Source organism: Streptomyces viridifaciens, assembly GCF_001888885.2.
Lineage (GTDB): Bacteria > Actinomycetota > Actinomycetes > Streptomycetales > Streptomycetaceae > Kitasatospora > Kitasatospora aureofaciens.
On the sequence record NZ_CP090841.1, the window covers coordinates 6,333,240 to 6,358,215 of the forward strand.

Genomic DNA, 24,976 nt, shown 5'->3' on the forward strand with positions numbered 1-24,976 from the left:
CTTACCGAACACAAAAGCCCAGGTCAGGGCGGGTGTGGAGGTGGCATGAAAAGCTCAGATCTGATACATCGTCAGTAGGTCCGGGGGTCGCGAAGGCCCGTGGACGGCGCGCTGTGGCCGATCGTGGGAAACCCGGGCACAGTGGGAGTCTCGGGGCACTTCGATGTTCTCGGAGCCACTCCATGCAGACGACCTGGAAGGGGACGATCAGTTTCGGTCTGGTCAGCATCCCCGTCCACCTCTACTCCGCCACCCAGGAGCACGACGTCCCGCTGCACCAGGTGCACGCCAAGGACGGCGGACGGGTGCGGATGAAGCGGTACTGCGAACGGGAGGAGAAGGAGGTCCCGTACGCCGAGATCGCCAAGGGCTACGAGTCACCCGACGGCCGGACGGTCACGCTCAGCGACGACGACCTCGCCGACCTGCCGCTGCCCAGCAAGAAGATCATCGATGTGCTGGCCTTCGTGGACGCGACCGAGATCGACCCGCTGATGTTCTCCAAGGCCTACTACGTCGGCGTCGCCGACAAGGCCGCCGCCAAACCGTACGCCCTGCTGCGCGACGCCCTGGTGGAGTCCGGGCAGATCGCCGTCACGAAGATCGCGCTGCGCACCCGGGAGTCGCCCGCGGTACTGCGGGTGCACGACGGGACGCTGGTGCTGCAGACCTGCATCTGGCCCGACGAGGTCCGCCCGGCGGCCGGGATCGCACCCGAGGAGAACGTGACGGTGCGGCCGCAGGAGCTGAAGATGGCGCGCTCGCTGATGGACACCCTCTCCGAGGACTTCGACCTCTCCCAGCTGCACGACGACTACCAGCAGGCGCTCCAGCAGGTGATCACCGCGCGGCTGGAGGGCGTCGAGGTCCCGCACGAGGAGGAGGCCGGGGAGGCGCCCGACAACGTGATCGACCTGATGGAGGCGCTGCGCAGCAGCCTCAAGCAGGCCAAGGGCGGGCGGGCTCCGGGCGCCGGGCCCGGGGAAGCGGAGGAGCCGGCCGAGGAGAAGCCGGCGCCCCGCAAGCGCGCCGCGGCGAAGAGGACCACGGCCCCGAAGACCACGGCCCCGAAGACCGCGGATTCCAAGGCGGCGGCCGCGAAGACCACGGCCGCGAAGACCGGGGCCGGCAAGAAGGGCTCCTCGGAGAAGAAGACCACCACCCGCAAGTCCACGGCTCCGCGCAAGGCCTCGTGACCGTGCGGGCCGGGCTGTCCCCCTCTCCAGCACTGGAGGCGATCCCGAGATGGACCTGCTCACCTACAAGGAACTCGACACCGGCCCCGACGCCCCCCGTAACCCGAGCCGGGGACAGCGGGCCTGGCACTGGCTGCTCAGCCTCAGTCCGACCGTGGTGACGTTCATGGTCGCGCTCTCGATCGGGCTGTGCATGGTCGCCGTCCAGACGGGCTGGGACCCGATGCTCGGCCTGATGGCCTTCTTCTGGTTCCTGACCTTCATCGCGCTGGTCGGCATGGTCGCCCGCTGGGTGACTCCCGGCCGGGGCAGGCACCGGATGGCGGCCTCCTGACCCGGCCGGGAGTCCCGGCGTGTCCGGGAGGGCTCAGCCGATCCACACCGTGGTGACGTTGCAGAACTCCCGGATGCCGTGCCCGGACAGCTCCCGTCCGAAGCCCGAGCGCTTGACGCCGCCGAAGGGCAGCGCCGGGTGGGAGGCGGTCATGCCGTTGAAGAACACCCCGCCGGCCTGGATGTCGCGGACGAAGCGCTCCTGCTCGTCCCGGTCGGTGGTCCAGACGTTGGAGCTGAGCCCGAACGGGGTGTCGTTGGCGAGCGCCAGCGCCTCGTCCAGATCGGCGACCCGGTAGACGGTGGCGACCGGGCCGAAGGTCTCCTCCTGGTGGATCCGCATCGCCGGGGTGACGCCGGTCAGGACGGTCGGCTCGTAGAACCAGCCGGTGTCCCAGCCCATCGGGCGGTCGCCGCCGCACTCGACGCGGGCACCGTGGGTGCGGGCGTCCTCGACCAGTTCCTCCAGGTCGTCCCGGCCCTGGCGGCTGGCCAGCGGTCCGACGTCGGTGCCCTCGTCCATCGGGTCGCCGATCCGCAGTGCCCGCATCGCCTCGGTGAAGGCGGAGGTGAAGCGGTCGTAGACGTCGGTGTGCACGATGAAGCGCTTGGCGGCGATGCAGGACTGGCCGTTGTTCTGCACCCGGGCCCGTACCGCGGTGGCCACGGCGGCCTCCAGGTCGGCGCTCGGCAGGACCACGTAGGGGTCGCTGCCGCCCAGTTCCAGTACGGCCTTCTTCACCTCGTCGGCCGCGGCGGCGGCCACCGCCCGCCCGGCCGGCTCGCTGCCGGTGAGGGTCACGGCGGCGACCCGGCGGTCCCGGATCACGTCCTCGACCGCGTCCGAGCCGATCAGCAGGGTCTGGAAGCAGCCCTCCGGGAAGCCCGCCCGCTGGAACAGCTCCTCGATCGCGAGCGCCGTGCGCGGCACGTTGGAGGCGTGCTTGAGCAGGCCCACGTTGCCCGCCATCAGGGCCGGCGCGGCGAAGCGGATCACCTGCCAGAACGGGAAGTTCCACGGCATCACGGCGAGCACCGGGCCCATCGGGCGGTAGCGGACGTAGGCGCGGGTGGCCCCGCTGTCGGTCACGTCGGCCTGGGCCGGGTGCTCGTCGGCGAGCAGGGCCTCGGCGTTGTCGGCGTACCAGCGCATCGCCTTGGCGCACTTGGCGGCCTCGGCCCGGGCGGCGGTGAGCGGCTTGCCCATCTCCTCGGTCATCGTCCGGGCGACGGTCTCCTGGTCCCGGTCCAGCAGGTCGGCCGCGCGGTGCATCAGTTCGGCGCGGGCGGTGAAGGGGGTGCTGCGGTGGCCGTGGAAGGCGGCTTCGGCGCGGGCCAGTCGCTGCTCGATCCCGGCCGCGTCGAGCGGTTCGAAGGTCTGGAGGATCTCGCCGGTCGCGGGGTTGACGCTGGCGATGGGCATGCGGGCTCCCAGTGGGGTTCGGGTCCGGTGCGTCTGTCCTCACACCCTCCCCGACGCCCCGGCCCCGGGCACGCCACCGCCGCCCGGCGTGTCCCGCCGGGCCGCGGTGTTCGCCGTTCCGGGGCTACTCCGGCAGCGACTCCACCCGGGCCGCCGCCTCCCTGGCCCGGGCGCCGGCCCTGGTCCGGGCGGCGGTGACATGGCGGCCCGGGAAGCGGTGCAGGTACTCGGCCTCCAGCTCCCCGGTGCGCAGCGTGTGCCGCTTCAGCGCCTCCTCCGAGCCGTACAGGAAGGTCTCGTGGCGGGTGCGGTGCAGCTGCTCCAGCTCGTGCAGCAGGGTGTCGTTGCCCAGAGCGTGCGGGGAGATGCCCTCGGGTCGGATGTGCGGGTCGTTGACGTGCCGCATCTCGGTACCTCCTCGACAGGATGCCCCTTCTACCGGGTGCCCGGTGTCCGGTGCCGGTACACCCGTTCGGTCGGGCGGCAGTGCACAAGAGATGTTGTAAAAGCGGTGTCGTACAAGAGTTCTTGTGGATATTCTCCCGGCATGGACGACACCACGGGCCGCACGCCCGGCACCACCGACGACCCGCGCGGCGCCCGGGAGATCCAGGACTCCCGGGTGCTCGCCGCCCTCACCCACCCGCTGCGCCGCCGGCTGATCGACGTGCTCAAGGTCGACGGCCCGGCCACGGTCGGCAAGCTGGCCGAACGCACCGAGCAGGCGGTCGGCAACGTCAGCCACCACCTGAAGGTGCTGGCCGAGAGCGGACTGATCGAGGAGGCGCCCGGGCTCGCCCGGGACCGGCGGGAGCGCTGGTGGCGGCTGGCCGACCGCGAACTCAGCTGGACCAGGGCCCACTTCGACGGCGACCCGGTCACCGAGGCCGTCGCGGACGCGGCCGGGTCGATCCTGCTGGAGCGCCAGGTCGAGCTGGTCCGGGAATGGGCCGTACGGCGCGGCGGCTACGGGCCCGACTGGCGGGACGGCACGTCGGTGGCCACCCAGGCCTGGCTGCGGCTCACCCCGGAGGAGGCCCGGGAACTGGCCGCGGACCTCCACGAGGTGATCCAGAAGTGGGCGCACCGGCCGGTGCCCGAGGACGGACAGGACCGCGAGACCGTCCTCGCCTTCGCCCACAGCGTCCCGGCCAAGCCGTGACCGCCACCCTCGCCCCGCCGCCCGAACACCCGCAAGTCCGTTCCCGCTGGGGGCTGTTCGCCCAACGGGACTTCCGGCTGCTGTGGGCGGGGCAGACCGTCAGCCGGCTGGGCAGCAGCGTCACCACCGTCGCGCTGCCGCTGGTCGCCGTGCTCACCCTGGGCGCCGGGCCGCTCTCCACCGGCCTGCTGACCGGTGCGATCTGGCTGCCCTGGCTGCTGTTCGGCCTGCCGGCCGGGGTGTGGGTCGGCCGGGCGCCCCGGCGGGCCGTGATGATCGGCTGCAACCTCGGCTCCGCCGCGCTGTTCGCGAGCGTGCCGGTGGCGGGCTGGTTCGGCGGGCTCACCATGGCACAGCTGCTGGCCGTGGCCTTCCTCGGCGGTGTCTGCTCGGTGTTCTTCGACGCCGCCGACCAGGCCTACCTGCCCGAACTGGTGGCCCCGGAGGGCCTGATCGAGGGCAACGCCAAGCTGACCGGCGGCGGCTCGGCGGCCGAGGTCGCCGGGCGCGGACTGGCCGGGCTGATCGTCCAATTCTTGGGCGCGGCGGGCGGGTTGCTCGTCGACGCGGTGAGCTTCCTGGTCGCGGCCGCGACCCTGCTGCGGATCCGCGCCCGGTCGGCGCCGGCGCCCCTGGAGCAGGCGGACCTGCTCGGACAGGTCCGGGAGGGGCTGTCCTTCCTGCTGCGCGACCCGTACCTGCGCGCCTTCCTGTGCTTCGGCGCCGCCGCCAACTTCGCCCTGATGGGCTACCAGTCGATCCTGCCGCTGTTCCTGGTCCGGTCGGCCGGGATCGCCCCCGGCTGGGTCGGCGCGCTCGCCTCCGCCGCCGCGGTCGGCGGCGTGCTCGGCTCGCTGGCCGCGCGCCCGCTGTGCCGCCGGCTCGGGACGGCGCGGGGGACGCGGATCGTGCTGCTGACCGTCACCCCGTTCGGGTTGCTGATGCCGCTGGCCGGGCCGGGCGCCGGGACGGTGCTGTACGTGATCGGGTCGCTGGCCGTGGTCGCGGCGGTGGTGCTCTGCAACATCGTGCTCGGCAGCTTCCGGCAGTCCTACACCCCGCCCGAGTTGCTCACCCGGGTGTCGGCCGGCGCGATGTTCGCCGTCCACGCCACCATCCCGCTCGGCGCGCTGACCGGCGGGGCACTGGGCGAACTGATCGGTCTCCGGGCGACGATGTGGGTGATGACCGGCCTGCTCACGCTGACCGGGACCCTGCCGCTGTTCTCGCCGCTGCGCAGCCTCCGGGAGCTGCCCACGACACCCCCAGAGAACGGGAAGATCATAGGATGAATCCTTCCGCATCCTCAGATTCACCACCCGAAAGCTCGGACGGACCACACATGCCGCTTCCCAAGGCCGAACTCCACCTGCACATCGAAGGCACCCTCGAACCCGAGCTCGCCTTCGCCCTCGCCGCCCGAAACTCCGTCGCGCTGCCCTACGCCGACACCGAGGAGCTGCGGAAGGCGTACTCCTTCAGCGACCTCCAGTCCTTCCTGGACCTCTACTACGCGCTGATGGCCGTGCTGCGCACCGAACAGGACTTCGCCGACCTCGCCGACGCCTACCTGGCCCGGGCCGCCGAGCAGGGCGTGCGGCACGCGGAGATCTTCTTCGACCCGCAGGCGCACACAGCCCGCGGAGTACCGCTCGGCGTGGTGGTCGACGGGCTGACCCGGGCGCTGGCGCACAGCGAGGAGCGGTACGGCATCAGCACCCAGCTGATCATGTGCTTCCTGCGCGACGAGTCCGCCGACTCCGCACTGGAGACCTTCGAGGCCGCCCGCCCCTACTTCGACCGGATCTCCGGCATCGGCCTGGACTCCGCCGAGGTGGGCAACCCGCCCGCCAAGTTCCGCGAGGTCTACCGCCGAGCGGCCGAGGCCGGGCTGCGCCGGGTCGCCCACGCGGGCGAGGAGGGGCCGGCCTCGTACATCACCGAGGCGCTGGACGTCCTGGGCGTCGAGCGGATCGACCACGGGCTGCGCTGCCTGGAGGACGGCCAGGTCGTCGCCCGCCTGGTCCGCGAACAGATCCCGCTCACCCTCTGCCCGCTCTCCAACGTCCGCCTGCGCTGCGTCGACACCCTCGCCGACCACCCGCTGCGCGAGATGCTGGACGCCGGACTGCTGGTCACCGTCAACTCCGACGACCCGGCCTACTTCGGCGGCTACGTCGAGGACAACTTCCGGGCCGTCCGGCAGGCCCTCGCCCTCGACCAGGAGACCCTGCGCCGGCTGGCCGCCAACTCCTTCCGGGCGTCATTCATCGACGACCGGCGGCGGGCCGAACTCCTCGCCGAGGTCGAGCGCCACACCTTCGAGCCGGTCGAGGACTGAAGTTCGGAGCAGGGCGCGGTGGCGGTGGCGGTGCGCCGCCGCGCCCGGGGGCGGTCGGTTCAGACCAGGGTGCTCCAGAAGTACCAGAACCGGTTGAGCACCAGCAGCGCGATCACCGCGTACCACAGCGCCGGGACGACCCAGTGGTAGCGCGCGGCCTCCCGTACCGCCACCCGGCCCCGCCGGCCCACCGGGATCACGCCGGAGCGCAGGTTGTGCAGGGTGGTGTACCAGAACAGCGGGATCATCGCGGCCCACACCACCATGCAGTACGGGCAGAGCGCGCCGATCCGGTACAGCGTCTGATACATCAGCCAGGTCACGAAGCCGATCCCGAAGGCTGTCCCGGCCTGCAGTCCGAGCCAGAACCAGCGCCGGTACGACGCCCCGGCGAGCAGCCCGGCGCCGATCGCGACCACCACGCCGAAGGCGACCAGGCCGATCAGCGAGTTGGGGAAGCCGAAGGCCGACGCCTGGTCGCTGCGCATGATCGAACCGCAGCTGATGATCGGATTGATGTTGCAGCCGGGGACGTACGACGGGTCCTCCAGCAGGCGGATCTTGTCCAGGGTGAGGACCGTCGAGGCGAACAGCCCGACCACGCCGCCGACCAGCAGCAGCCAGGCGAACGGACGGCTCGCGCCGATGGACCGCGGGGCGGCGGCCGTCACCCGGTCACCTGCTTGACCATCGCGGTGAACTCGTCGGGCGAGGCCGCCTTGCCGTTGGTGAGGACGTCCAGCTTCTTGCCGTCGAGCTTGACGGTCGGGGTGCCGGTGACGTCGCTCTTGTTGAACTCCTCGTTCACCTTGGCCGCCCACGGCGCGTAGGTGCCCTCCTGGACGGCCTTGACGAAGCCGTCGGTCTTCAGCCCGGGCACCTGGCCGGCCAGGTCGAGGATGTGGTTGACGTCGCCGAAGGCGTCGCTGCGCTCGTCCGGCTGGTTGGCGTACAGCACGTCGTGGAAGGCCTTGAACTTGTCCACGCCCTCGTTCAGCGCGGCGCCGGCCGCGGCGAGCGCGGTGCGCGAGCCCTTGCCGCCGAGGTTCTTGTCCAGGAACGTCGCCAGGTGGTACTCGATCTTGTACGTGCCGTTGTCGGCGAGTTGCTGGACGCTCTTGCCGGTGGTGGTTTCCAGCTGCTCGCAGAACGGGCAGCGGAAGTCCTCGTAGATCTCCAGGGTGTGCGGCGCGTCGGCCTTGCCGTAGGTGATCACGGTGCCGTCCGGACCGGTGGTGTTGGCGGGGGCAACCAGCGGGCCACTGGCGGCGGCGTCCGAGGAGGAACCGGAGGAGCCGCCGACGGCGAAGGCCACACCGGCCGCCAGGGCCAGCACGGCGGCGGAGGCACCGCCGACCACCACCCGGCGGCGGATCCGGTCCGAGCGCTCGGCCTGGGCGCGGGCGGCGCGCATGCGCTCCGTGGCGTTGGTCTTCTGATCGGTCTTGCGGGTGTTGCTCATGAGGTGTCGTCCTGTGCTCTCGGGCGTGCGGGAAGGCGGCGCGACCGGGTCCGGGTCCGGGTCCGGGTCGGCGCGGGGAGAGAGACGACCGCTGAGGGACGCCGAGACGCAGGGGACGTGCCCTGGGACGGCCCGGGCTCAGACGGCCAGGGCGAACACCGGCGGACCGCGCCGGACGGCCGGACGGACGACCGCGTCCTCGGCCGGGACCATCGAACGGCTGGCGCTCGGGAAGGGCACCCGGACCACCGGACGGGCCGGAACGGGCGCGAGGAGCAGCCGCAGCCAGCGGGCGGCGGCCGGCAGGTGCCGGTGCAGGAACTCGCCCAGCACCCGGAGCGCGCGGGTGAGGCCGCTCAGCGCGGCTTCCGCGCGGCGCAGCCAGAACGCCCCGGCCAGCGCGATCACCGTGTGCAGCAGCAGGAGCAGCAGGACGCCGGTCTGCTCGGACACGCCGTGGCCGAGCAGGAACCCGCCGAGCGAGCCACCGCCGCACAGCAGCGGCCGGAAGCCGTGCCCGGCGCCCGGCGGGAGCGTGGGGCAGGAGCGCTGCGCGAAGTCGAACAGCGTGCTGACAGCGAGTTCCAGCGGCACGAACGCCGCCGCGATCACCGGGTAGCCGCGTTCGCGGCCGGCCAGGGCGAAGGCGAGGGCGAAGACGGCGACCGAGGCCAGGCCCATCGTGCCGACCGGCAGCGACCGGCCGGTCACCAGCACCTGACCGAGCCCGGCGAGCAGCACGACCAGCGCGGCGAAGACCGCCGCGCGGAGCGTCCTGGTGACCGGGCCGATGTCCATGGCATCCGAGTCTGCCACAGGCGGAAAGCGGAACGGTCTGGTCGGCGGGGGCTGTGAACAGCCTCACCACCCGTGCTGAGCTGGGCTTATGTGGTCCTTACGGGTGGTGGGGGTCGGTCGCGGGATGGCCGTCGTCGGCGCTCACGCGGGTTTCGACCAGCTCTCGGAAGTGCTCGAGGTCGTCGCGTACCGCGCGTTCGATCGCGCCGGCCTGGGCGAAGCCGCGCGGGCCGCCGAACTCGCGGTGCAGGGCCTCCGGGTCGTACTCCACCCGGATCTGCAGCCGGGTGTGCCGGGGGTCGAGCGGCAGCAGCGCGAAGGCACCGCGGAGGTGGACGGAGTCCAGGGTCCGCCAGGCCATCACCCGGCCCCGCCCGCGGTCGGTGATCTCGGTGTCCACCGACCACTCCGACCCGCCGACCCGGACTCCGAGGTGGGCGAGGTTGCGGCCGTGGGAGTGGGCGCTGCGGACTCCGTCGACGAACTGCGGGTACTCGTGCACCCGGTGCAGTTGCTCCCAGGCGGCGAGGACGGGGGCGGCGATGTCGATCTGTTCCTCAAGGGTGGTCATGGAGGCCTCCTCCGGTCCCAGCCTCCTCTTCTGAGCAGGGGGAGGCAAAGGGGGGGTGGGGGACGCCGGGGCGGTGGAGGGGGTGGGGAGTGCTTGGTGGGCGCGCCGGGGGGTGTTACGGGCGGGCGGGCGGTTGCGGCGGGGGTGGGGGAGACTGGGCTCATGCCGGAGCTGCCTGAGGTTGAGGCGCTGAGCGCCTTCCTGTCCGAGCGGTTGAGCGGGCGGGTGATCGCTCGGGTGCAGCCGGTGGCGATCAGTGCGTTGAAGACGTACGACCCGCCGGTGACGGCGTTGGAGGGGCGGACTGTCAAGGCGGTGAGGCGGCGGGGCAAGTTCCTGGACATCGAGGCGGAGGGGCTGCACCTGGTGGTCCATCTGGCTCGGGCGGGGTGGCTGCGGTGGAAGGACGCTCTGCCGGTCGAGCCGCCGCGGCCGGGGGCGAAGAATCCGCTGGCGTTGCGGGTGCGGTTGGCGGGCGGGGCGGGGGACGGGTTCGACCTGACCGAGGCGGGGACGAAGAAGGGGCTCGCGGTCCATGTGGTACGGGACCCGGCGGAGGTGCCCGGGGTGGCCAGGCTGGGGCCGGATCCGCTGGATCCCGGTTTCGGGTTGGAGGATTTCGCGGCGTTGCTGCGGGGCGAGCGCCGGCGGCTCAAGGGCGTGCTGCGGGACCAGAGCGTGCTGGCGGGGGTGGGCAACGCCTATTCGGACGAGGTGCTGCACGCGGCTCGGATGTCGCCGTACAAGTTGGCGTCCAGCCTGACGGAGGAGGAGACGGCGCGGCTGTACGAGGCGCTCGGCGACACGCTGCGGGACGCGGTGGAGCGCTCGCGCGGACTGGCGGCGGGGGAGCTCAAGGCGGAGAAGAAGCTGGGGCTGCGGGTGCACGGGCGGACCGGTCAGCCGTGTCCGGTGTGCGGGGACACCGTGCGGGAGGTGTCCTTCGCGGACTCCTCGTTGCAGTACTGCCCGACCTGTCAGACCGGGGGCAAGCCGCTGGCGGACCGGCGGCTGTCGCGGCTGTTGAAGTGAGGCGCGCTCCAACAGCCGCGTCGCGCGGGGATCAGCGCTTGATGGCGACGCCGCCCCAGTAGTAGGCCGCCTTGGGATCGGCCGGGGGCTCGCCGTCCGGGCGCCAGGCCAGGACCGGGGCGACGCCCGGCTCGACCAGCTCCCAGCCGTCGAAGAAGCGGAGCACGTCGTCGTAGCCGCGCGGCACCAGGGTCATCCCGCCGGCCCGGGCGGCCTCGGCGACCTTGCCGACCGCCTCGGGGTCGAAGTCCTGGGTGGGGGTGGTGAGGGCGAGGCAACTGCCGACGGGCAGGGCGTCGCGCAGCGCGGCGACCCGGCCCCACGGGTCGTCCTCGTCGGCGATCAGCATCAGTACGGCGATCATCAGCAGGCCGACGGGCCGGGTGAGGTCCAGCGTGGAGGTGAGCGCCGGGTCGGCGAACAGTTCCTCGGGCTTGCGCAGGTCGGCGTGGATGTAGGTGGTGCGGCTGGCGGGGCTGGAGACCATCAGGGCGCGGGCGTGGGCGAGCACGATCGGGTCGTTGTCGACGTAGACGACCCGGGTGCCGGGGCTGACGGCCTCGGCGATCTCGTGGGTGTTCGGAGAGGTGGGGATGCCGGTGCCGAGGTCGAGGAACTGGCGGATGCCGTGCTCCTGGGCGAGGTAGCGGACGGCCCGGCCCTGGAAGGCGCGGTTGGCCTTGGCCATCTCCTTGACGCTCGGCACGGCCTGCTCGATGGCCTGGCCCATGGCGCGGTCCGGCGGGAAGTTGGTCTTGCCGCCCAGCCAGTAGTCGTAGACGCGCGCGGAGTGCGGGGCGGTGGTGTCGACGCCGAAACGTTCCCACTGGCTCAGCTCGGCGGCGTCGTCGTCCTGCGGGCCCGGCTGGGGGAAGTCCTGACTTGTCGTCATGGCCACGTCCTCTGATGGCAGATCATCACACTGGGGAAGGCACAGCGTAGCGGTCCTGACGGGAAGCCGGGCGTCCGGTCCGGGAAGAAGTGTCGACGGGCTGGGGGAGCGGGGTGTCGGCGGCCCTTCCGGTCGGCTTTGTGGGCCGTCGGAGTGGTGATCGGGAGCGGCGGCGAGCGGCGGGGCAAGCATTAAGAATGCTGTCTGATCGTCAGATTAAGTCTTCGGTGAGCCCTCAGTTCAGTTCGCGCAGGTTGTTGCTGGTCGCGGCCGGGATGTCGCTGCTCGGCGCGGCCGCCGGCTGCAGGAGCCCCTGGAGCGGGGACGCCCCGACGGGGCCGGAAGCCGCTGCGGGCCCGCAGGAGGTCCTGGTCCCCGCAGAGGGGTCGCCGTCGCCGTCCGCGTCGTCCCCGGTGCCGTCCCCGGCGCCGCCGTCCGCTTCCGGCTCGGCTTCGGAGTCGAGCGTTCAGCCCGTCCGCAAGTCCCTCAGCGAGGCCGAGAGCAGGCCGGTGTACGAGCTGGACCCGGCGCAGCGGGTGGTGGCGCTCACCATCGACGACGGGCCGGACCCCAAGTACACACCCGCCGTGCTGGACCTGCTCCAGCAGCACGGGATCCGGGCGACCTTCTTCCTGATCGGCGAGAACGCCGTCGAGCACCCGGCCCTGGTGCGGGAGATCGCGGACCGCGGTCACCACATCGCCAACCACACCTGGACCCACCCCGACCTGCGGCACATGCCGGAGAGCGCGGTGCGGGACGAGCTGGAGCGCACCTCCGACCTGCTGCACCGGACCACCGGGCGGCTGCCCACCTGGTTCCGGGCGCCGGGCGGGGACTGGTCGCCGGTGTCGCTCAAGGTGGCCGCCGACCTCGGCCTGCGGAACATGGGCTGGTCGGTGGACCCGAGGGACTGGTCCCGGCCGGGGACACCGGCGATCATCGACACGATCCTCAAGGAGGTCCGGCCCGGGGCGATCGTGCTCAACCACGACGGCGGCGGGGACCGCTCGCAGACGGTGGCGGCGCTGAAGACCTACCTGCCGACGCTGATCGATTCCGGGTACCTCTTCACGGCGCCGCCGAACTGAAAGGCGAACGGTCCGGGATATCGGCGGCATATGCCGATTGGGCAGGTAGCGGCTTTGCCGCTTAAACCGCCCGATCGAATGAATTAGAGGAACCGTTTCTTCGGTTTTTTGGCGTCTAGGGTGATCTCGCACCAATTCCTCAGGTACCTCTGTGTACCGCCTGAAAGGCCCTTGCTCATGCGTCTCCGCAATGCCGCGCTCGCCGTCGCCAGTGCCGTCGCCCTCGTCCTCGCCGTTCCGATGTCCGCCAACGCGGCCGTGGGGGAGTTCCTCTACAAGGTCGGGCCGGGGGTGCCGGCCGGGATCGCCGACCCGCAGAGCGGCAAGTGCATCAACCTCTTCGGGGCCACCGAGAAGGACCCGGCCTTCGCGCCGGAGAACCTCACCACCTCGACGGCGACGGTGTTCCTGGACTTCGACTGCAACGGTGACACCTTCTACGTGATGAACCCCGGAAAGATCCTCGGCGACAGGCTGAAGCTGCGCTCGGTGATCTTCTCCTGAGCGACGCGGACCGCGGGGTGGCCCGGGCCGGGCGGTCGGCGTAGCGTCGAACTGTCCGGCCCGGGCGCCGGTGTCCGCGGTCGGGCGGTGGGGGCCTGGGCGGAGTGAAGGAGGGCCTGGGATGACCGGCAACGGCTACGCACACCCCGAGGCGCTGGTCCGCACCGAGTGGCTGGCCCACCACCTGGACGACGGGACGATCCGGGTCGTCGAGGTCGACGAGGACACCACCGCCTACGAACGGGACCACATCCCCGGGGCGGTCGGCTGGAACTGGGCCACCGACCTGCACAGCCAGGTCGGCCGCGACTACGCGGACCGCGAGGGCGTCCAGCACCTGCTGCGGGCGGCCGGGGTGGAGGACGACACCACCGTGGTGCTGTACGGCGGCAACAACAACTGGTTCGCCGCCTACGCTTACTGGTTGCTGCGGCTGCGCGGCTTCGGGCCGGTGAAGCTGCTGGACGGCGGGCGCAAGAAGTGGGAGCTGGAGGGGCGGGAGCTCACCCACGAGGTGATGGACTACCAGCACACCCCCTACCGGCTGACCGGACCGGAACGGCCGGAGCTGCGGGCGATGCGGGACGAGGTGCTCGCCAAGGCGGAGGTGTTCGCCAAGCCGGGCGCCGACGCGGTGCTGGTGGACGTCCGCTCCCCGGCGGAGTTCCGGGGCGAGCTGATCGCGCCCCCGAACCTACCGCAGGAGCAGGCCCAGGTGCCCGGGCACATCCCCGGCGCGGTCAACGTGCCCTGGTCGCAGGCGGCCAACGACGACGGCTCGTTCCGCTCGGCGGAGGAGCTGCGGGCGCTGTACGGGGGCAAGGGCGTCGGGGCGGAGCGTGAGGTGATCGCCTACTGCCGGATCGGCGAGCGGTCCGCGCACACCTGGTTCGCGCTCACCGAACTGCTCGGGTACCCGCACGTGAAGAACTACGACGGCTCGTGGACGGAGTACGGCTCGCTGGTGCGGGCGCCGGTGGCGCTCGGGGGCTGAGCCTCCGGCGGGCAGCTGCCGGAGCCGCCGCACGGGTGTGACGGGTGGGGTTCGTGACGGCGTCGCGGCGCCGTCATTTCGGCGCGTTTCTTTTCATGAACATCTCACTATCCGGGAGTGGACCGCGGGCCGCCGGGACAAGGATCGAACCGACCCATCGTTCCGGTGATCCTGGAGGACCACGTTGCGCAAGAGGCTGATCGTCTCTGCTGCCAGTGCCCTGAGCCTGTTCCTGGCCGTCCCCGCCTCGGCCGCCGACTTCCAACCCGGCGCGGCCGGGGTCGGCGACTCCTATTACCCGACCTACGGCAACGGCGGCTACCGCGTCTCCCACTACGACATCCGGCTGAAGTACCAGCCCGCCACCGACGAACTGGAGGGCACCACCACCATCCTCGCCACCGCGACCCAGGACCTCTCCCGGTTCAACCTCGACTTCGCGCTGAACGTCTCCGAGGTGCGGGTCAACGGGCGGCCCGCGACCTTCGCCACCAGCGGCGAGCAGGAACTGCAGATCACCCCGGCCCGCCCGCTGGCCAAGGGCAGCCAGGCCACCGTGGTCGTCCGCTACAAGGGCGTGCCGTCCACCGTGAAGAAGTACGGCTTCACCGCCTGGCTGCGCACCCCGGACGGCGCGGTGGCGGCGGGCGAGCCCGAGTCGGCCTGGTGGTGGTTCCCGAGCAACGACCACCCCAGCGACAAGGCCACCTTCGACGTCTCGGTGCAGGTGCCCGACGGCAACCAGGTGATCAGCAACGGCATCCTGACCGGCACGACCTCGCAGGCCGGCTGGACCCGCTACAACTGGCGGGAGAACAAGCCCCAGGCGACCTATCTGGCCACCCTCGCCGTCGGCAAGTTCGACATCAGCACCGACACCACGGCCAACGGGCTGCCGGTCTACAACGCGTACAGCAAGGACCTCGGCGACAACGCGGACGCGGCCCGCTCCAGCGTCGAGCGCACCGGCGAGCTGGTGGACTGGCTGAGCGGCTACTTCGGCGACTACCCGTTCAGCTCGGTCGGCGGCTACGTCCCCAACGTCCCGACCGGCTTCGCCCTGGAGACCCAGACCCGGGTCTTCTACAGCCCCCGGCAGTTCTCGAAGGGTGCCAACACCTCGGTGGTCGTGCACGAGCTGGCCCACCAGTGGTACGGCGACAGCGTCTCGCTCTCGCGCTGGAGCGACATCTGGCTGAACGAGGGCTTCGCCCGGTACGCGCAGTTCCTCTGGTCCGAGCACGAGAACGAGGGCACCGCACAGGAGCTGGCCGACTACGTCTACGCCTCGCACCCGGCCGACGACGCGTTCTGGTCCGTCAAGCCCGGAGACCCGGGCGCGGACAACCAGTTCGCCGGCGCCGTCTACGACCGGGGCGCGGTGGCCATCCAGGCGCTGCGCAACGCCGTCGGGGACGAGAAGTTCTTCCGGATCCTCAAGGGCTGGCCCACCGAGCGCAAGTACGGCAACGCGACCATCCCGGAGTTCCAGGCGTACGCGGAGAAGGTGTCCGGGCAGAAGCTCGGGGACCTCTTCAACACCTGGCTGTTCACCGCTGCCAAGCCGGCCGTCGGGCCGGTGGCGAAGGGGGCCGCGGCCCCGGCCTCGCTGGCGCCGGGTGCGCGGGCGGACGCGGGACAGGGTGACGGGCAGCAGCTGCCGGTGGAGCCGAAGTCCTGGAAGAAGATCCAGGAGACCAACTCCGTGCACGACGAGGCGCACTGACGGCCCGCTGTCCGGCGCTGCCGGTGAGGTGACGGGCGTGGTCCGGTCGCCCGGCCGTCCGGGACGGGGTTTCCGTCCCGGCCGGGCGGTCGGCCGGGCTACGCCGCTCCGGGGCCGTCCGCCGCGAGCAGCTCGGTGAGGCGGCGGACGGCGAAGGGTATGAGCTCGCGCACCGGGACCAGCCGGCAGGGCGCGTTGCCGACCAGCACCTCGCGGATGCCGGCCCGCGCCTCGAACTCCCGCCCCACCACCGGGAAGTGGGTGTCGTTGTCGTTGCCGACGTCGGGCGCTTCGAGCCAGACCCGCTCGCCCTGGATGGCCATCGGGAAGCGGCGGAGCTTGAGCCGGCGGTTGGGTGCGAAGGTCTCCGCGTAGTGCAGGAAGGTGTTGCGGTTGTGCCCGACGCCGACCAGCAGCACGTACCCGCCGAGGTCGTGCAGGGCGCCGAACGGGGACTCCCGGCCGACGGCGAAGCCGAACGAGCGGCGGGCGGTCACCTCCCGGGCGTGCGCGCCGACGGCGGCGACCGAGGCCTGCGGATGGGTGCTGCGCAGGCTGTCCGGCAGGGCGCGCAGCGCTTCGGCGATCGCCCCCATCCGGGATGGCATGTCCGGGTGGAACAGCGGTACGGCGTCGCGGAGTTCGGCGATCCGTGGGGTGGGCAGGCCGGCGTGGTCGGGTGCCGGGTCGCAGACCGTGCCGGTGGTGAAGGTGGGCACCACGACGGTGCCGCCCGGCCCGACGGCCTCGCGCAGGCTGGCCACCACGGCCTCCGCCCCGCCCTCGACCCGGCCGAGGCTGGAGAGCGAGGAGTGCACGATCAGTGCCATGTCCGGGCGGACGCCGACCCGGCGTCAGCCGTCCACGAGGTCGGCGGTGGTGAGCGGGCTGGTGCCCGGAGTGGTCATGGTCCCCCCTGGTGGCGGTGCGGGGCACGCGGTGGCGTGCGGTCGGGTGCGGTCGGTGTGCGGTTGGGCGTGCCGGTGCGGATTCGTACCGGTGTGGTCCGTTTGTTCGGGCCCGACCATAGCGGGTGGCACTGACAATCGGTCAGGAGGGGGGACCCTGCGTCAGCCCACCGCGGGGCTGGGGCGGTCGTCGGCCGTGGCGGTCGGTCCGGTGGTCACCGGCCGTCCGTCTCCGCCAGGATGCGGGCCTCCTGCTCGGGGGTGAAGCCGTGGCCGAGCGGTGGCTCGCCGCGACCGCGGTCCCAGGCGAGGACGTCGGCGGCGGTGACCGCGAGCGGGGTGGCGGGCAGTCCGGCCGCGCGGGCCAGGGCCGGGTCGCGCTGCTGGCCGGGCCAGAGCCGCTCGGCCCGGACCAGCGGGAAGAACGGCGGCGGGGCGGTCTCCGGGGGGACGGGGACGATCTCGATCTCGCTGCCCGCGACCTCGGCGCAGGTGGCGATCAGCCCGCCGAGGGTGGTCGGTTCGGCCGGGCCGACGGCGTGGAAGGCGCCCGGCCGCTCGTCCTGGAGCAGCCTGAGCACCAGCCGGGCCAGGTCGCGCGAGTCGACCACCTGGACGGGCTGTTCGGGGCGTGCGGGCAGCGCGATCCGGCCGCCGCGCGCCGCCCGGCGCACCCAGTACGTCAGCCCGCGGCCTTCGTCGTACGGACCGGCCACCTTGCCGGGGCGCACGATCGTCGCCCGGTCGCCGTAGCGGGCGGTGACGTCCTGCTCGCAGGCGACCTTGAGCCGGCCGTACGTCGCCTCGGTCAGCTCCTCGGCATCGCGCAGCGGCGCGCGCAGCGGGGCGGACTCGTCCGAGTGGGGGGCGAGTCCGCCCCGCCGGTAGACCGCGTGGCTGGAGACGAACAGGTAGCGGCCGACCCGGTTGCCGAGGGCGTCCATCGCCTGGTCGACCTCGCGGGGGCGGAAGCCGCTGACGTCCACGACGGCGTCCCACTCGCCCTCGCGCAGGGCGGTGTAGTCGCCGGTGTCCCGGTCGCCGAGGAGGTGGCGGGCCTCGGGGAAGAGGCCGGGGTTGGTCCTGCCGCGGTTGAAGAGGGTGACCTCGGCGCCGCTGTGCAGGGCGTCGGCGGCGATCGCGCGGCCGACGAAGGAGGTACCGCCGAGTACGAGGATCCGCATGGACTCCAGGCTATGACCGGGTGTCAACCGGTTTGGGCCACGGTCGCGGCCGTGGTGCTCAGACGCGGTGCGGGGCCTTCGGGCGCTCGGAGGGCGTCGGGCGCTCGGGAGTCGGCTGGTCGGTGAGCCTCGGGTAGTCGGTGAAGCCGGTGGCCGTCTGGCCGTAGAGGTGGGTCTCGTCGACGGGAGTGAGCGGGGCTCCGGCGGCGAATCGTTCCGGCAGGTCCGGGTTGGCGATGAAGGCGCGGCCGTAGGAGACCAGGTCGGCGAGTCCGGCGGCGAGCACCGCTTCGCCGCGTGCGCGGTCGGTGGCGTCGCGGTTCTCGCCCACGTTGGCGATCAGCGGGCCGGACCAGCGGGGGCGCAGGTCGGCCAGGGCCGGGTAGTCGTCGTTGTCGGTGAGGTGGAGGTAGGCCAGGCCGAGGCCGTCGAGCTCGGCCAGCAGCGCCCGGTAGACCGGCGGCGGGTCGGCCTCGTACATGCCGAACTGCGGGTTGCCGGGGGAGAGTCGCAGACCGAGGCGGTGCGGGCCGACGGCCTCGGCGACGGCGGTGACCAGCTCGACCGGGAAGCGGAGCCGGTTCTCCAGGGTGCCGGGGCCGTACTCGTCGGTGCGCAGGTTGGTGTTGTCGGCGAGGAACTGGTGGATCAGGTAGGAGTTGGCGCCGTGCAACTCCACGGCGTCGAAGCCGGCCGCCAGGGCGTTGTGGGCGGCGGTGACGTGGTCGGCGACGGTGCGCCGGATCTCGGCGCGGGTCATCTCGCGCGGGGTGACGGCCTCGGCCTTGCAGCCGTCCCGGACGTGCACCGGGCCGGGGGCGGGGACGGCGGAGGGGCCGGCCGGGACGTCGCCGAGCAGCCGGTTCAGGGGGTGGCCCTGGCGGCCGCCGTGCATCAGCTGGGCGACGATCCGCCCGTCGGCCGCGTGCACCGCCTCGGTGACGGTGCGCCAGCCGGCCACGTGGGCGGCAGTCTCCAGGCCGGGCAGGCGCCAGCCGGACTGCCCCTCCCGGCTGGGCCAGATGCCCTCGGTGACGATCAGGCCGGCGCTCGCGCGCTGGGCGTAGTACTCGGCGACGATGGGCAGCGGCGTACCGTCCTCGGCGGCCCGGTAGCGCGTCATCGGGGCCATCACGACGCGGTTGGGCAGGTCGAACTCGCCGAGGCGGTACGGGCTGAGCAGCGATTCGGTGGTGGTCGTCATGCCGGTACCGTAGAACCTGACACTGGTGTCAGGTTCAACCTCCGGGGCGGACCTCCGGGGCGGCGCGCGAGGTCTCGGTGAGGACAACTCCTCGACACCGTAGAGGAATTCCGCCATTCGCCGAACTCGGCGGTGGCGCCCGGGAGGTGGAACAGGCCGCCCGCCGTCACCACGCCCACCCGGATCGGCCACTGGGTGGCCGTGCGGAAAGGGCGTCGAGCGGGGCGGGCAAGGGGCGGGCCCGGGTCCAGGGGGGGCGGCGGTGACGATGTTGCATCGCGGCGCGTCGGCCGGGCAGTCGGCGGACGGCGTCCCCAATGGCCCGTTGGCCCCAGGTGGCCGGTCCGGAGCCGGACCGGCCGGACGAGGACGCGGTCTCCAGCAGTTGGCGTGTGGTCAGCGCGTGGCCCGCCGTTGGACGGTGGTTCGGGACGTCGGTGCCGGTGCGTCGGGGGCGCGGGTGCCGCTGGGGGGAGTGTGGCGCACGGGCTGCCGGGTGTCGCGGGGCGGTCCGCGCTCGCGGAGCGACGTCCGGTGTTCCGGCTGGGGTTCCGGGCCGAGGGTGCCGGGCTGGGGTCCAGACCGGGGTTCCGGAACTATCTCGACATGAAGTATCTTGATGTCGAGATTGATGGTGGACGCGAAACGAGGGCCTGTCATGCGGGGGAACGGACTGTGGGCGCAGCTGCGGCGGCCGCCGGGTGGGCGGGACGCGCGGATCATGCTGCTCGCACAGGGCGTGGACCGGACCGGCAGCGGAGTGTGGGCGGCCGCCTCGGTGCTGTACTTCACCTACGTGTGCGGGATGGACGCCGGACGGCTCGGGCTGCTGCTCGGCGTGGGCGCCGTCGCGGGGATCGTCGGTTCGCCGCTGGCCGGTCGGGCGGCCGAACGGCTGCCGGTGCGCGGACTGCTGATCGGCTGCCACCTGCTGCGGGTGGCCACCATGGGCCTGCTGCTGGTGGTCGACCACTTCGCCGCGCTGCTGCTGTCGGTCGCCCTGACCTGCTTGGCCGAGCGCGGGGCCAAGACCCTGGAGATGCTGTTCGCCACCCGGATCGCGGGCGAGCGGCGGGCCACGTACCAGGCGCTGTTCCGCAGCGTGGCCAACGGCGGCTACGCGGTCGGTACGGGCTTCGCGGCGATCGGTCTGGCGGTCGGGAGCACGACCGCGTACCGGGCGCTGATCGTGGCCAACGCGCTCTCCTACCTGCTGGCGGCCGCGCTGATCCGGCGCACGGCGGAGCCGGCGGGGCGCGGCCTGGTCGCGGCGGTGCCCTCGCCCGCCCAGGAGGCGGCCGGCGGCGGGCCCGCGGCCGTACCGAGCCCCTGGCGCGACCGCGGCTACCTGCTGTTCGTCCTGCTGGACCTGCCGATGTGCCTGGACGACTCGGTCCTCAACGTCGGTCTGCCGCTGTGGCTGATCCACCACACCGGGGCGCCGCACGCCGTCGTCCCGGCCTTCCTGACCGTCAACACCGTGCTGGTGGTGGTGCTGCAACTGCGCGTCTCCGCCTGGGCCGAGAACCCGCGCGGGGCGACCACGGCGGTCGGCTGGTACGGGTTGACACTGCTCGCGAGCTGCGCGTTGATCGCGCTCTCCACCGGCGGAGGGCCGTTGACCGCCTCGCTCGTCCTGCTGGCCGCCGCGGCGCTGGTCACCCTCGCGGAGCTGATGCGCTCGGTGAGCTCCTGGGAGCTGGCGGTCAGCCTGGCGCCGCCGCGGGCCAAGGCCTCCTACCTGGGGGGTGGCGGGGATGTCCCAGTCGGTCCAGAAGTCGGTGGGGCCGATGCTGCTGACCGGCGTGGTGATGGCGGCGGGCCCGGCGGGCTGGTTGGCGCTCGGTGCGGCGTCCACCGGCCTGGCCGCGGTGCAGCGCCGGGCGAGCCTGCGGCGGCTCGCGGCGCTGGAGGCGTCGGCGGGGGCTGCGGCGGGGGCGTCGGCGGCGGCGGTCGTTGGCTGAGCGGCCGGTCCCTGGTCGGGGGCGCGGTCCACGTGGCGGTGGTCACGTCGGCGCCGGACGTGCACTGGGGGCTCACGGTCACCCAGCCGGACGCCTGACCGTCCGGGGGAGGCGATCGCTCCTCCGTGGCGGCTCGCAGTCACACCCCCGCCGTCTGGTCGACGACCGCCCGGATCAGGCCGCGGCGTCCGTGATGGCGCAGTTCGCGGCGCTGGCGGACGGCGCCGTTGCCGCCGCGGTGGAGCTGTTCGATCAGGCGGGCGACGCGGGCGCGGTCACCGCTCTCCCTGAGCGGACCGGCGAGATGCGCGAGCAGACCGGCGGTCACCTCGCGGGCCGGGAGCATGCGGTTGCTGAGCGGGTCGTGGAGAGTGCCGACGGCACCATGGCGGGCGGCGTACCACGCGGTGGCCCGCAGGAACTCCGGAGGCCGGTCCGAGGCCGGACCGGCGCCCTCCAGGGCGCGGGCGGCGAGCGCGCGGACGAGACCGGCCAACAGGACGGCCTCGTCCACGTGGAGCTGGACGTCCATCGCGCGGACCTCGACCGTCGGGTAGCGCTGGGACAGCCGGGCCTGCCAGTAGAGCTGGCCGGTGTCGCCGATCAGGCCGGTGCGGACGAGTTCGCCGCTCCGGTGGTCGTAGTCGGCGGCGTCGGTGAACCGCGGGGGTAGCCCGGCCACCGGCCAGCGGTCGAAGACGATGGTCCGCCAGCTGGCGAACCCGGTGTCACGGCCGCGCCACATCGGCGAGTTCGCGGCGAGTGCGGTCAGCACCGGCAGCCACGGCCGCAGGGCGTTCAGGACGGTGACACGGTCGTCGGGATCTCGAACACCGACGTGGACGTGCATCCCGTTGATCAACTGTTCGTCGGTGAGGGCCGGTGCCTGACGACGCATGCGCAGGTACCGGGGGGTGGGCGTGACGGGCACGGCGAGTCGGTCGACGAACGGCGCCGAGCCGACGGCGGCGAGGCGGCACCCGCAGGCCTCCGCCGCCTCCCCGAGGGACAGCCGCAGCCGCAGCAGATGGCCGCCGACCTCGTCGAGGGAACGGCAGACGGGTGTGGCGACCTCCAGCTGGGCCTGGCTCACCTCGCGCTGGACCTCACCCTCGGTGAGGGCGGACCGACGCGCGGCCGCCTGGACGACGCGCGATGCCCGCGAGACGGGCACGCCGGTGACGGGGTCGATCAGGAGGTACTCCTCCTCCACGCCGATGGTGAGCACGAACTGCGCGTACCCGCACGTTCGGGTTCGAACCGGTGCGCCGGGGGCCTGCCGCCGCGTTCGCGGACGAGCGGTGAGCCGTGGGTGGTGAGCGGTGAGCCGGCACCGTTTTCCGCGCGGGGGCCCGGGCAGACGCCGCCCACGGACCAGTCACAGGTACCCGTTCTGGAGGCCCTCGCCGCCTTCCAGGACAATCCGCTGACCGCCTTCACCCCGCCCGGCCACAGGCAGGGCCGGGGCGTCGACCCCCGAACCCTGCGGGCGCTGGGAGCGGACGTGTTCCGCGCGGACGTGCTGGCCACCGGAGGCCTGGACGACCGCGGACCCCGAACTGCGCAGCGTACGCGTCACCGTCGAGGAAACCTCCCGCTGAACCGCCGGGTGGCCGGCCGACGGCCGCTTTCCCCGGGGGCTCCGGTGGCGGGGGCCGCCGCAGTTCTTCCGCCGGTCTTCCGGCGCGCTCACCGGTGCTCCGCCCGGATGCCGCCGGTCGCGGGAACGCGCCGGGCGCCAGGGGCCGGATCTCCGGCGCGCCGTTTGCGCACTGACGGCCGGGGTTACCCGAGGAGGGCAGTCCCGACAACGAGGAGTCCATCGCATGCAAGAGCCCGGCCCGCTGAAGAAGATCGCCGACAAGGTCGTGGACGTCGTCCAGAACGCCGCCTCCGCGGAACGTCCGGAGGTCCCCGGCGCGCCCGGCGCGGCCCCGCCGAGCGTCGCGGAGCCCGTCGACCCGACCGGTCCGCTGCCCCCCAAGCCGGACCAGGCCGCGCCCCGGCCGGTCACCGCGACCGGCCGTGACACGGGTGCCGGGGCGACCGCCCGGTCCCAGGACGGCCAGTTCCTGACCAACGCGCAGGGTGCCCGACTGCCCGACGGCGACCACTCCCTCAAGGCCGGCCCCCGCGGCCCGGTGCTGCTGCAGGACCACCACCTGCGCGAGAAGATCACCCACTTCGACCACGAGCGCATCCCCGAGCGCGTCGTCCACGCCCGGGGCGCGGCCGCCCACGGTGTCTTCCGCGGGTACGGGACGGCCGCAGCCGTCTGCAAGGCCGCGTTCCTCGCCGAGGACGTCGAGACGCCGGTGTTCGTGCGCTTCTCCACCGTGCTCGGCTCCCGCGGATCGGCGGACACCGTCCGCGACACCCGCGGCTTCGCGACCAAGTTCTACACCTCCGAGGGCGTGTTCGACCTGGTCGGGAACAACATCCCGGTGTTCTTCATCCAGGACGCGATCAAGTTCCCCGACGTCGTCCACGCGGCCAAGCCCCACCCGGACCGGGAGATCCCGCAGGCCCAGTCCGCGCACGACACCTTCTGGGACTTCGTCACCCTCCACACCGAAGCCACCCACCACACCCTGTGGAACATGTCCGACCGGGGCATCCCGCGCTCGTTCCGCACCATGGAGGGCTTCGGCATCCACACCTTCCGCCTGGTCAACGCCGACGGTGCGAGCACCCTCGTCAAGTGGCACTGGAAGCCGAAGCTCGGCGTGCACTCGATGGTCTGGGAGGAGGCCCAGCTGGTCGCCGGGGCGGACCCGGACTTCCACCGCCGCGACCTCGCGGACGCGATCGAGGCGGGAGCCTTCCCCCAGTGGGAACTCGGCATCCAGACCTTCCCCGACACCCCCGAGCAGACCTTCGAGGGCATCGACCTCCTCGACCCGACCAAGATCGTGCCGGAGGAACTCGCACCAGTGCGCCCGGTCGGGCTGCTCACCCTCAACGCCAACCCCACCAACTTCTTCGCCGAGACCGAGCAGGTCGCCTTCCACCCCGGGCACCTGGTGCCGGGGATCGACATCACCGACGACCCGCTGCTGTCGGGGCGCCTGTTCTCCTACCTCGACACCCAGATCACCCGGCTGGGCGGCCCGAACTTCGCCCAGATCCCGATCAACCGCACCCACGCGCCCGTCAACGACATGCTGCGCGACGGGTTCCACCAGCACGCCGTCCACTCCGGCGTCGCGCCGTACAAGCCGAACTCGCTCGACGGCGGCTGCCCGTTCTTCGCCGGGGCCGCGGAGCGCGCCTTCATCGAGTACCCGACGCCGGTGGCCGCCGCCGCCAAGGTGCGCGAGGCCCCGGCCTCGTTCGCGGACCACTTCAGCCAGCCGCGCCTGTTCTGGGCGAGCATGAGCCCGGTGGAGCGCGAGCACATCATCGCCGCGTACACCTTCGAACTCGGCAAGTGCTACGAGCAGGCCGTCAAGGAGCGCGGTCTCCAGGTGCTGGCCCGGATCGACGCCGACCTGTGCGCCCAGGTGGCCGCCGGCCTCGGCCTGCCCGCGCCCGAGCCCACCGAGCCGCCCGCTCAGGTGCGGCCCAGCCCCGCCCTCTCCCAGCTCGGCCGGACCTGGCCGGTGGACGGGCGGGTCGTGGGCCTCGTCGCGGGAACCGACCACGGATCGCTGGCCACCGTGCGCCGGGCCGTGCTCTCGGCCGGACTGGTCCCCCTGGTGATCGCCGGCGCCGGGGGCGAGCTCCGGACCGCCGGCGACGGCGAACCCCTGGCCGTGCAGCGGACCTTCGACACCGCCCGCTCGGTGGAGTTCGACGCGGTCGTCCTGGTCGGCGCCCCGGGCCCGGCACGGGGGGCGAACCCCGCCCGCGACGCCAAGGCCGGCGCCCCGAAGCCGGACGCCTCCGGCATCGACCCCCGCCTGGTGCTCATGCTCACCGAGGCCTACCGGCACTCCAAGCCCCTCGTCGCCGTGGCGGGCGGGCAGAGCGCGCTGCAGGCCGCGGGCATCCCCACCAACGCCCCCGGCGTCCTCGCGGGCCTCGGACCGGACGAGGCGATGGGACCGCTCATCGAACTGCTCGCCGGCCACCGGGTCTGGCACCGCTTCCCGCCGTCCTCCGAGGTCGGGGGCTCGTAGCAACCCCCTTGCCCCCTCGGCGCCTTCCCCGCTCTTCGGCACCGCGATGCAGTGGTCGGCTCACACCGCC

At 72.7% G+C, this 24,976-nt stretch carries 23 protein-coding genes; 12 read left to right on the forward strand and 11 right to left on the reverse strand.

What is annotated here, in order from left to right:
• The first annotated feature begins 182 nt into the window (after positions 1 to 182).
• Together ku and BOQ63_RS35800 are read left to right on the forward strand one after the other, a co-directional pair.
• Positions 183 to 1,196, forward strand: a complete 1,014-nt coding sequence (gene ku / locus BOQ63_RS35795) for a non-homologous end joining protein Ku (RefSeq protein ID WP_072655649.1) — start codon at positions 183 to 185, stop codon at positions 1,194 to 1,196.
• Between the two features lie 49 nt (positions 1,197 to 1,245).
• On the forward strand, positions 1,246 to 1,530 hold the full coding sequence (locus BOQ63_RS35800; protein ID WP_030279734.1) for a hypothetical protein: 285 nt from the start codon (positions 1,246 to 1,248) through the stop codon (positions 1,528 to 1,530).
• 33 nt (positions 1,531 to 1,563) lie between these two features.
• On the opposite strand, the gene BOQ63_RS35805 is transcribed toward BOQ63_RS35800, so the two are convergent.
• Entirely contained in the window at positions 1,564 to 2,952 is a 1,389-nt protein-coding gene (locus tag BOQ63_RS35805; RefSeq protein WP_030552418.1) for an NADP-dependent succinic semialdehyde dehydrogenase, read from the reverse strand.
• Positions 2,953 to 3,076: 124 nt separating this feature from the next.
• Positions 3,077 to 3,358 (reverse strand): DUF6158 family protein, encoded by a 282-nt coding sequence (locus tag BOQ63_RS35810; RefSeq protein WP_046387064.1) that lies wholly within the window; start codon positions 3,356 to 3,358, stop codon positions 3,077 to 3,079.
• A gap of 141 nt (positions 3,359 to 3,499) precedes the next feature.
• Here BOQ63_RS35810 and BOQ63_RS35815 point away from each other — a divergent pair, with 141 nt between their 5' ends.
• From BOQ63_RS35815 to BOQ63_RS35825, 3 genes are read left to right on the forward strand one after another with little or no spacing between them, the layout of a single operon-like run.
• On the forward strand, positions 3,500 to 4,114 hold the full coding sequence (locus tag BOQ63_RS35815; protein WP_046387063.1) for an ArsR/SmtB family transcription factor: 615 nt from the start codon (positions 3,500 to 3,502) through the stop codon (positions 4,112 to 4,114).
• Positions 4,111 to 5,406: an MFS transporter gene (locus tag BOQ63_RS35820; RefSeq protein WP_051746625.1), complete on the forward strand. Its 1,296-nt coding sequence runs from the start codon at positions 4,111 to 4,113 to the stop codon at positions 5,404 to 5,406. The genes BOQ63_RS35815 and BOQ63_RS35820 overlap by 4 nt, the downstream gene beginning before the upstream one ends.
• A 50-nt stretch (positions 5,407 to 5,456) precedes the next feature.
• Positions 5,457 to 6,455: an adenosine deaminase gene (locus BOQ63_RS35825; RefSeq protein ID WP_030552416.1), complete on the forward strand. Its 999-nt coding sequence runs from the start codon at positions 5,457 to 5,459 to the stop codon at positions 6,453 to 6,455.
• Positions 6,456 to 6,514: 59 nt separating this feature from the next.
• On the opposite strand, the gene BOQ63_RS35830 is transcribed toward BOQ63_RS35825, so the two are convergent.
• The 4 genes from BOQ63_RS35830 to BOQ63_RS35845 form a co-directional block, all read right to left on the reverse strand.
• Positions 6,515 to 7,126 carry a vitamin K epoxide reductase family protein gene (locus BOQ63_RS35830; protein ID WP_030279721.1) on the reverse strand — a complete coding sequence of 204 codons (612 nt, stop codon included), beginning with the start codon at positions 7,124 to 7,126 and terminating at the stop codon, positions 6,515 to 6,517.
• Positions 7,123 to 7,917, reverse strand: a complete 795-nt coding sequence (locus BOQ63_RS35835; RefSeq protein ID WP_030552414.1) for a DsbA family protein — start codon at positions 7,915 to 7,917, stop codon at positions 7,123 to 7,125. Before BOQ63_RS35835 ends, BOQ63_RS35830 begins: the two co-directional genes overlap by 4 nt.
• 138 nt (positions 7,918 to 8,055) lie before the next feature.
• Positions 8,056 to 8,715: a hypothetical protein gene (locus tag BOQ63_RS35840; RefSeq protein ID WP_030279717.1), complete on the reverse strand. Its 660-nt coding sequence runs from the start codon at positions 8,713 to 8,715 to the stop codon at positions 8,056 to 8,058.
• Between the two features lie 97 nt (positions 8,716 to 8,812).
• Positions 8,813 to 9,286 carry an SRPBCC family protein gene (locus BOQ63_RS35845; protein ID WP_072655650.1) on the reverse strand — a complete coding sequence of 158 codons (474 nt, stop codon included), beginning with the start codon at positions 9,284 to 9,286 and terminating at the stop codon, positions 8,813 to 8,815.
• A gap of 162 nt (positions 9,287 to 9,448) precedes the next feature.
• Between BOQ63_RS35845 and BOQ63_RS35850 the strand changes: the two genes are divergently transcribed.
• Positions 9,449 to 10,318 carry an Fpg/Nei family DNA glycosylase gene (locus BOQ63_RS35850; RefSeq protein WP_150476238.1) on the forward strand — a complete coding sequence of 290 codons (870 nt, stop codon included), beginning with the start codon at positions 9,449 to 9,451 and terminating at the stop codon, positions 10,316 to 10,318.
• Positions 10,319 to 10,349: 31 nt separating this feature from the next.
• Here the strand turns inward: BOQ63_RS35850 and BOQ63_RS35855 are convergent, their stop codons facing one another.
• Positions 10,350 to 11,210, reverse strand: coding sequence for an SAM-dependent methyltransferase (locus BOQ63_RS35855; protein WP_078867748.1), 861 nt, complete (start codon positions 11,208 to 11,210; stop codon positions 10,350 to 10,352).
• 227 nt (positions 11,211 to 11,437) lie between these two features.
• On the opposite strand from BOQ63_RS35855, the gene BOQ63_RS35860 reads away from it, so the two are divergent.
• The 4 genes from BOQ63_RS35860 to BOQ63_RS35875 all read left to right on the forward strand — a co-directional run bounded on the left by BOQ63_RS35860 (position 11,438) and on the right by BOQ63_RS35875 (position 15,525).
• On the forward strand, positions 11,438 to 12,301 hold the full coding sequence (locus BOQ63_RS35860; protein WP_143174829.1) for a polysaccharide deacetylase family protein: 864 nt from the start codon (positions 11,438 to 11,440) through the stop codon (positions 12,299 to 12,301).
• 177 nt (positions 12,302 to 12,478) lie between these two features.
• Positions 12,479 to 12,805: a hypothetical protein gene (locus tag BOQ63_RS35865; RefSeq protein ID WP_030290648.1), complete on the forward strand. Its 327-nt coding sequence runs from the start codon at positions 12,479 to 12,481 to the stop codon at positions 12,803 to 12,805.
• Positions 12,806 to 12,926: 121 nt separating this feature from the next.
• Positions 12,927 to 13,799 carry a sulfurtransferase gene (locus tag BOQ63_RS35870; RefSeq protein WP_030552408.1) on the forward strand — a complete coding sequence of 291 codons (873 nt, stop codon included), beginning with the start codon at positions 12,927 to 12,929 and terminating at the stop codon, positions 13,797 to 13,799.
• Between the two features lie 184 nt (positions 13,800 to 13,983).
• Complete coding sequence (locus BOQ63_RS35875) at positions 13,984 to 15,525, forward strand: M1 family metallopeptidase (RefSeq protein ID WP_030290643.1); 1,542 nt, start codon at positions 13,984 to 13,986, stop codon at positions 15,523 to 15,525.
• 98 nt (positions 15,526 to 15,623) lie between these two features.
• Here BOQ63_RS35875 and BOQ63_RS35880 read toward each other — a convergent pair whose 3' ends face one another.
• The 3 genes from BOQ63_RS35880 to BOQ63_RS35890 all read right to left on the reverse strand — a co-directional run bounded on the left by BOQ63_RS35880 (position 15,624) and on the right by BOQ63_RS35890 (position 18,821).
• On the reverse strand, positions 15,624 to 16,355 hold the full coding sequence (locus BOQ63_RS35880; protein ID WP_197698010.1) for an AAC(3) family N-acetyltransferase: 732 nt from the start codon (positions 16,353 to 16,355) through the stop codon (positions 15,624 to 15,626).
• Positions 16,356 to 16,648: 293 nt separating this feature from the next.
• The gene (locus tag BOQ63_RS35885; protein WP_072655652.1) at positions 16,649 to 17,617 is read right to left on the reverse strand and encodes an NAD-dependent epimerase/dehydratase family protein; all 969 of its coding nucleotides are present in this window, start codon (positions 17,615 to 17,617) and stop codon (positions 16,649 to 16,651) included.
• Positions 17,618 to 17,675: 58 nt separating this feature from the next.
• Positions 17,676 to 18,821, reverse strand: coding sequence for an alkene reductase (locus BOQ63_RS35890; RefSeq protein WP_072655653.1), 1,146 nt, complete (start codon positions 18,819 to 18,821; stop codon positions 17,676 to 17,678).
• A gap of 658 nt (positions 18,822 to 19,479) precedes the next feature.
• Here BOQ63_RS35890 and BOQ63_RS35895 point away from each other — a divergent pair.
• Entirely contained in the window at positions 19,480 to 20,883 is a 1,404-nt protein-coding gene (locus BOQ63_RS35895; protein WP_318299389.1) for an MFS transporter, read from the forward strand.
• 41 nt (positions 20,884 to 20,924) lie between these two features.
• On the opposite strand, the gene BOQ63_RS35900 is transcribed toward BOQ63_RS35895, so the two are convergent.
• Positions 20,925 to 22,013, reverse strand: a complete 1,089-nt coding sequence (locus BOQ63_RS35900) for a carboxylate-amine ligase (RefSeq protein WP_030290656.1) — start codon at positions 22,011 to 22,013, stop codon at positions 20,925 to 20,927.
• Between the two features lie 598 nt (positions 22,014 to 22,611).
• On the opposite strand from BOQ63_RS35900, the gene BOQ63_RS35905 reads away from it, so the two are divergent.
• Positions 22,612 to 24,906 (forward strand): catalase, encoded by a 2,295-nt coding sequence (locus BOQ63_RS35905; RefSeq protein WP_030290633.1) that lies wholly within the window; start codon positions 22,612 to 22,614, stop codon positions 24,904 to 24,906.
• The last annotated feature ends 70 nt before the right edge of the window (positions 24,907 to 24,976 follow it).

Bases quoted from the DNA above. Each gene is read 5' to 3' on its own strand.
- ku (WP_072655649.1), top strand. From the start codon at position 183: ATGCAGACGACCTGGAAGGGGACGATCAGTTTCGGTCTGGTCAGCATC.
- BOQ63_RS35800 (WP_030279734.1), top strand. From the start codon at position 1,246: ATGGACCTGCTCACCTACAAGGAACTCGACACCGGCCCCGACGCCCCC.
- BOQ63_RS35805 (WP_030552418.1), bottom strand. From the start codon at position 2,952: ATGCCCATCGCCAGCGTCAACCCCGCGACCGGCGAGATCCTCCAGACC.
- BOQ63_RS35810 (WP_046387064.1), bottom strand. From the start codon at position 3,358: ATGCGGCACGTCAACGACCCGCACATCCGACCCGAGGGCATCTCCCCG.
- BOQ63_RS35815 (WP_046387063.1), top strand. From the start codon at position 3,500: ATGGACGACACCACGGGCCGCACGCCCGGCACCACCGACGACCCGCGC.
- BOQ63_RS35825 (WP_030552416.1), top strand. From the start codon at position 5,457: ATGCCGCTTCCCAAGGCCGAACTCCACCTGCACATCGAAGGCACCCTC.
- BOQ63_RS35835 (WP_030552414.1), bottom strand. From the start codon at position 7,917: ATGAGCAACACCCGCAAGACCGATCAGAAGACCAACGCCACGGAGCGC.
- BOQ63_RS35840 (WP_030279717.1), bottom strand. From the start codon at position 8,715: ATGGACATCGGCCCGGTCACCAGGACGCTCCGCGCGGCGGTCTTCGCC.
- BOQ63_RS35845 (WP_072655650.1), bottom strand. From the start codon at position 9,286: ATGACCACCCTTGAGGAACAGATCGACATCGCCGCCCCCGTCCTCGCC.
- BOQ63_RS35850 (WP_150476238.1), top strand. From the start codon at position 9,449: ATGCCGGAGCTGCCTGAGGTTGAGGCGCTGAGCGCCTTCCTGTCCGAG.
- BOQ63_RS35855 (WP_078867748.1), bottom strand. From the start codon at position 11,210: ATGACGACAAGTCAGGACTTCCCCCAGCCGGGCCCGCAGGACGACGAC.
- BOQ63_RS35865 (WP_030290648.1), top strand. From the start codon at position 12,479: ATGCGTCTCCGCAATGCCGCGCTCGCCGTCGCCAGTGCCGTCGCCCTC.
- BOQ63_RS35870 (WP_030552408.1), top strand. From the start codon at position 12,927: ATGACCGGCAACGGCTACGCACACCCCGAGGCGCTGGTCCGCACCGAG.
- BOQ63_RS35880 (WP_197698010.1), bottom strand. From the start codon at position 16,355: ATGGCACTGATCGTGCACTCCTCGCTCTCCAGCCTCGGCCGGGTCGAG.
- BOQ63_RS35885 (WP_072655652.1), bottom strand. From the start codon at position 17,617: ATGCGGATCCTCGTACTCGGCGGTACCTCCTTCGTCGGCCGCGCGATC.
- BOQ63_RS35890 (WP_072655653.1), bottom strand. From the start codon at position 18,821: ATGACGACCACCACCGAATCGCTGCTCAGCCCGTACCGCCTCGGCGAG.
- BOQ63_RS35895 (WP_318299389.1), top strand. From the start codon at position 19,480: ATGCGGGGGAACGGACTGTGGGCGCAGCTGCGGCGGCCGCCGGGTGGG.
- BOQ63_RS35905 (WP_030290633.1), top strand. From the start codon at position 22,612: ATGCAAGAGCCCGGCCCGCTGAAGAAGATCGCCGACAAGGTCGTGGAC.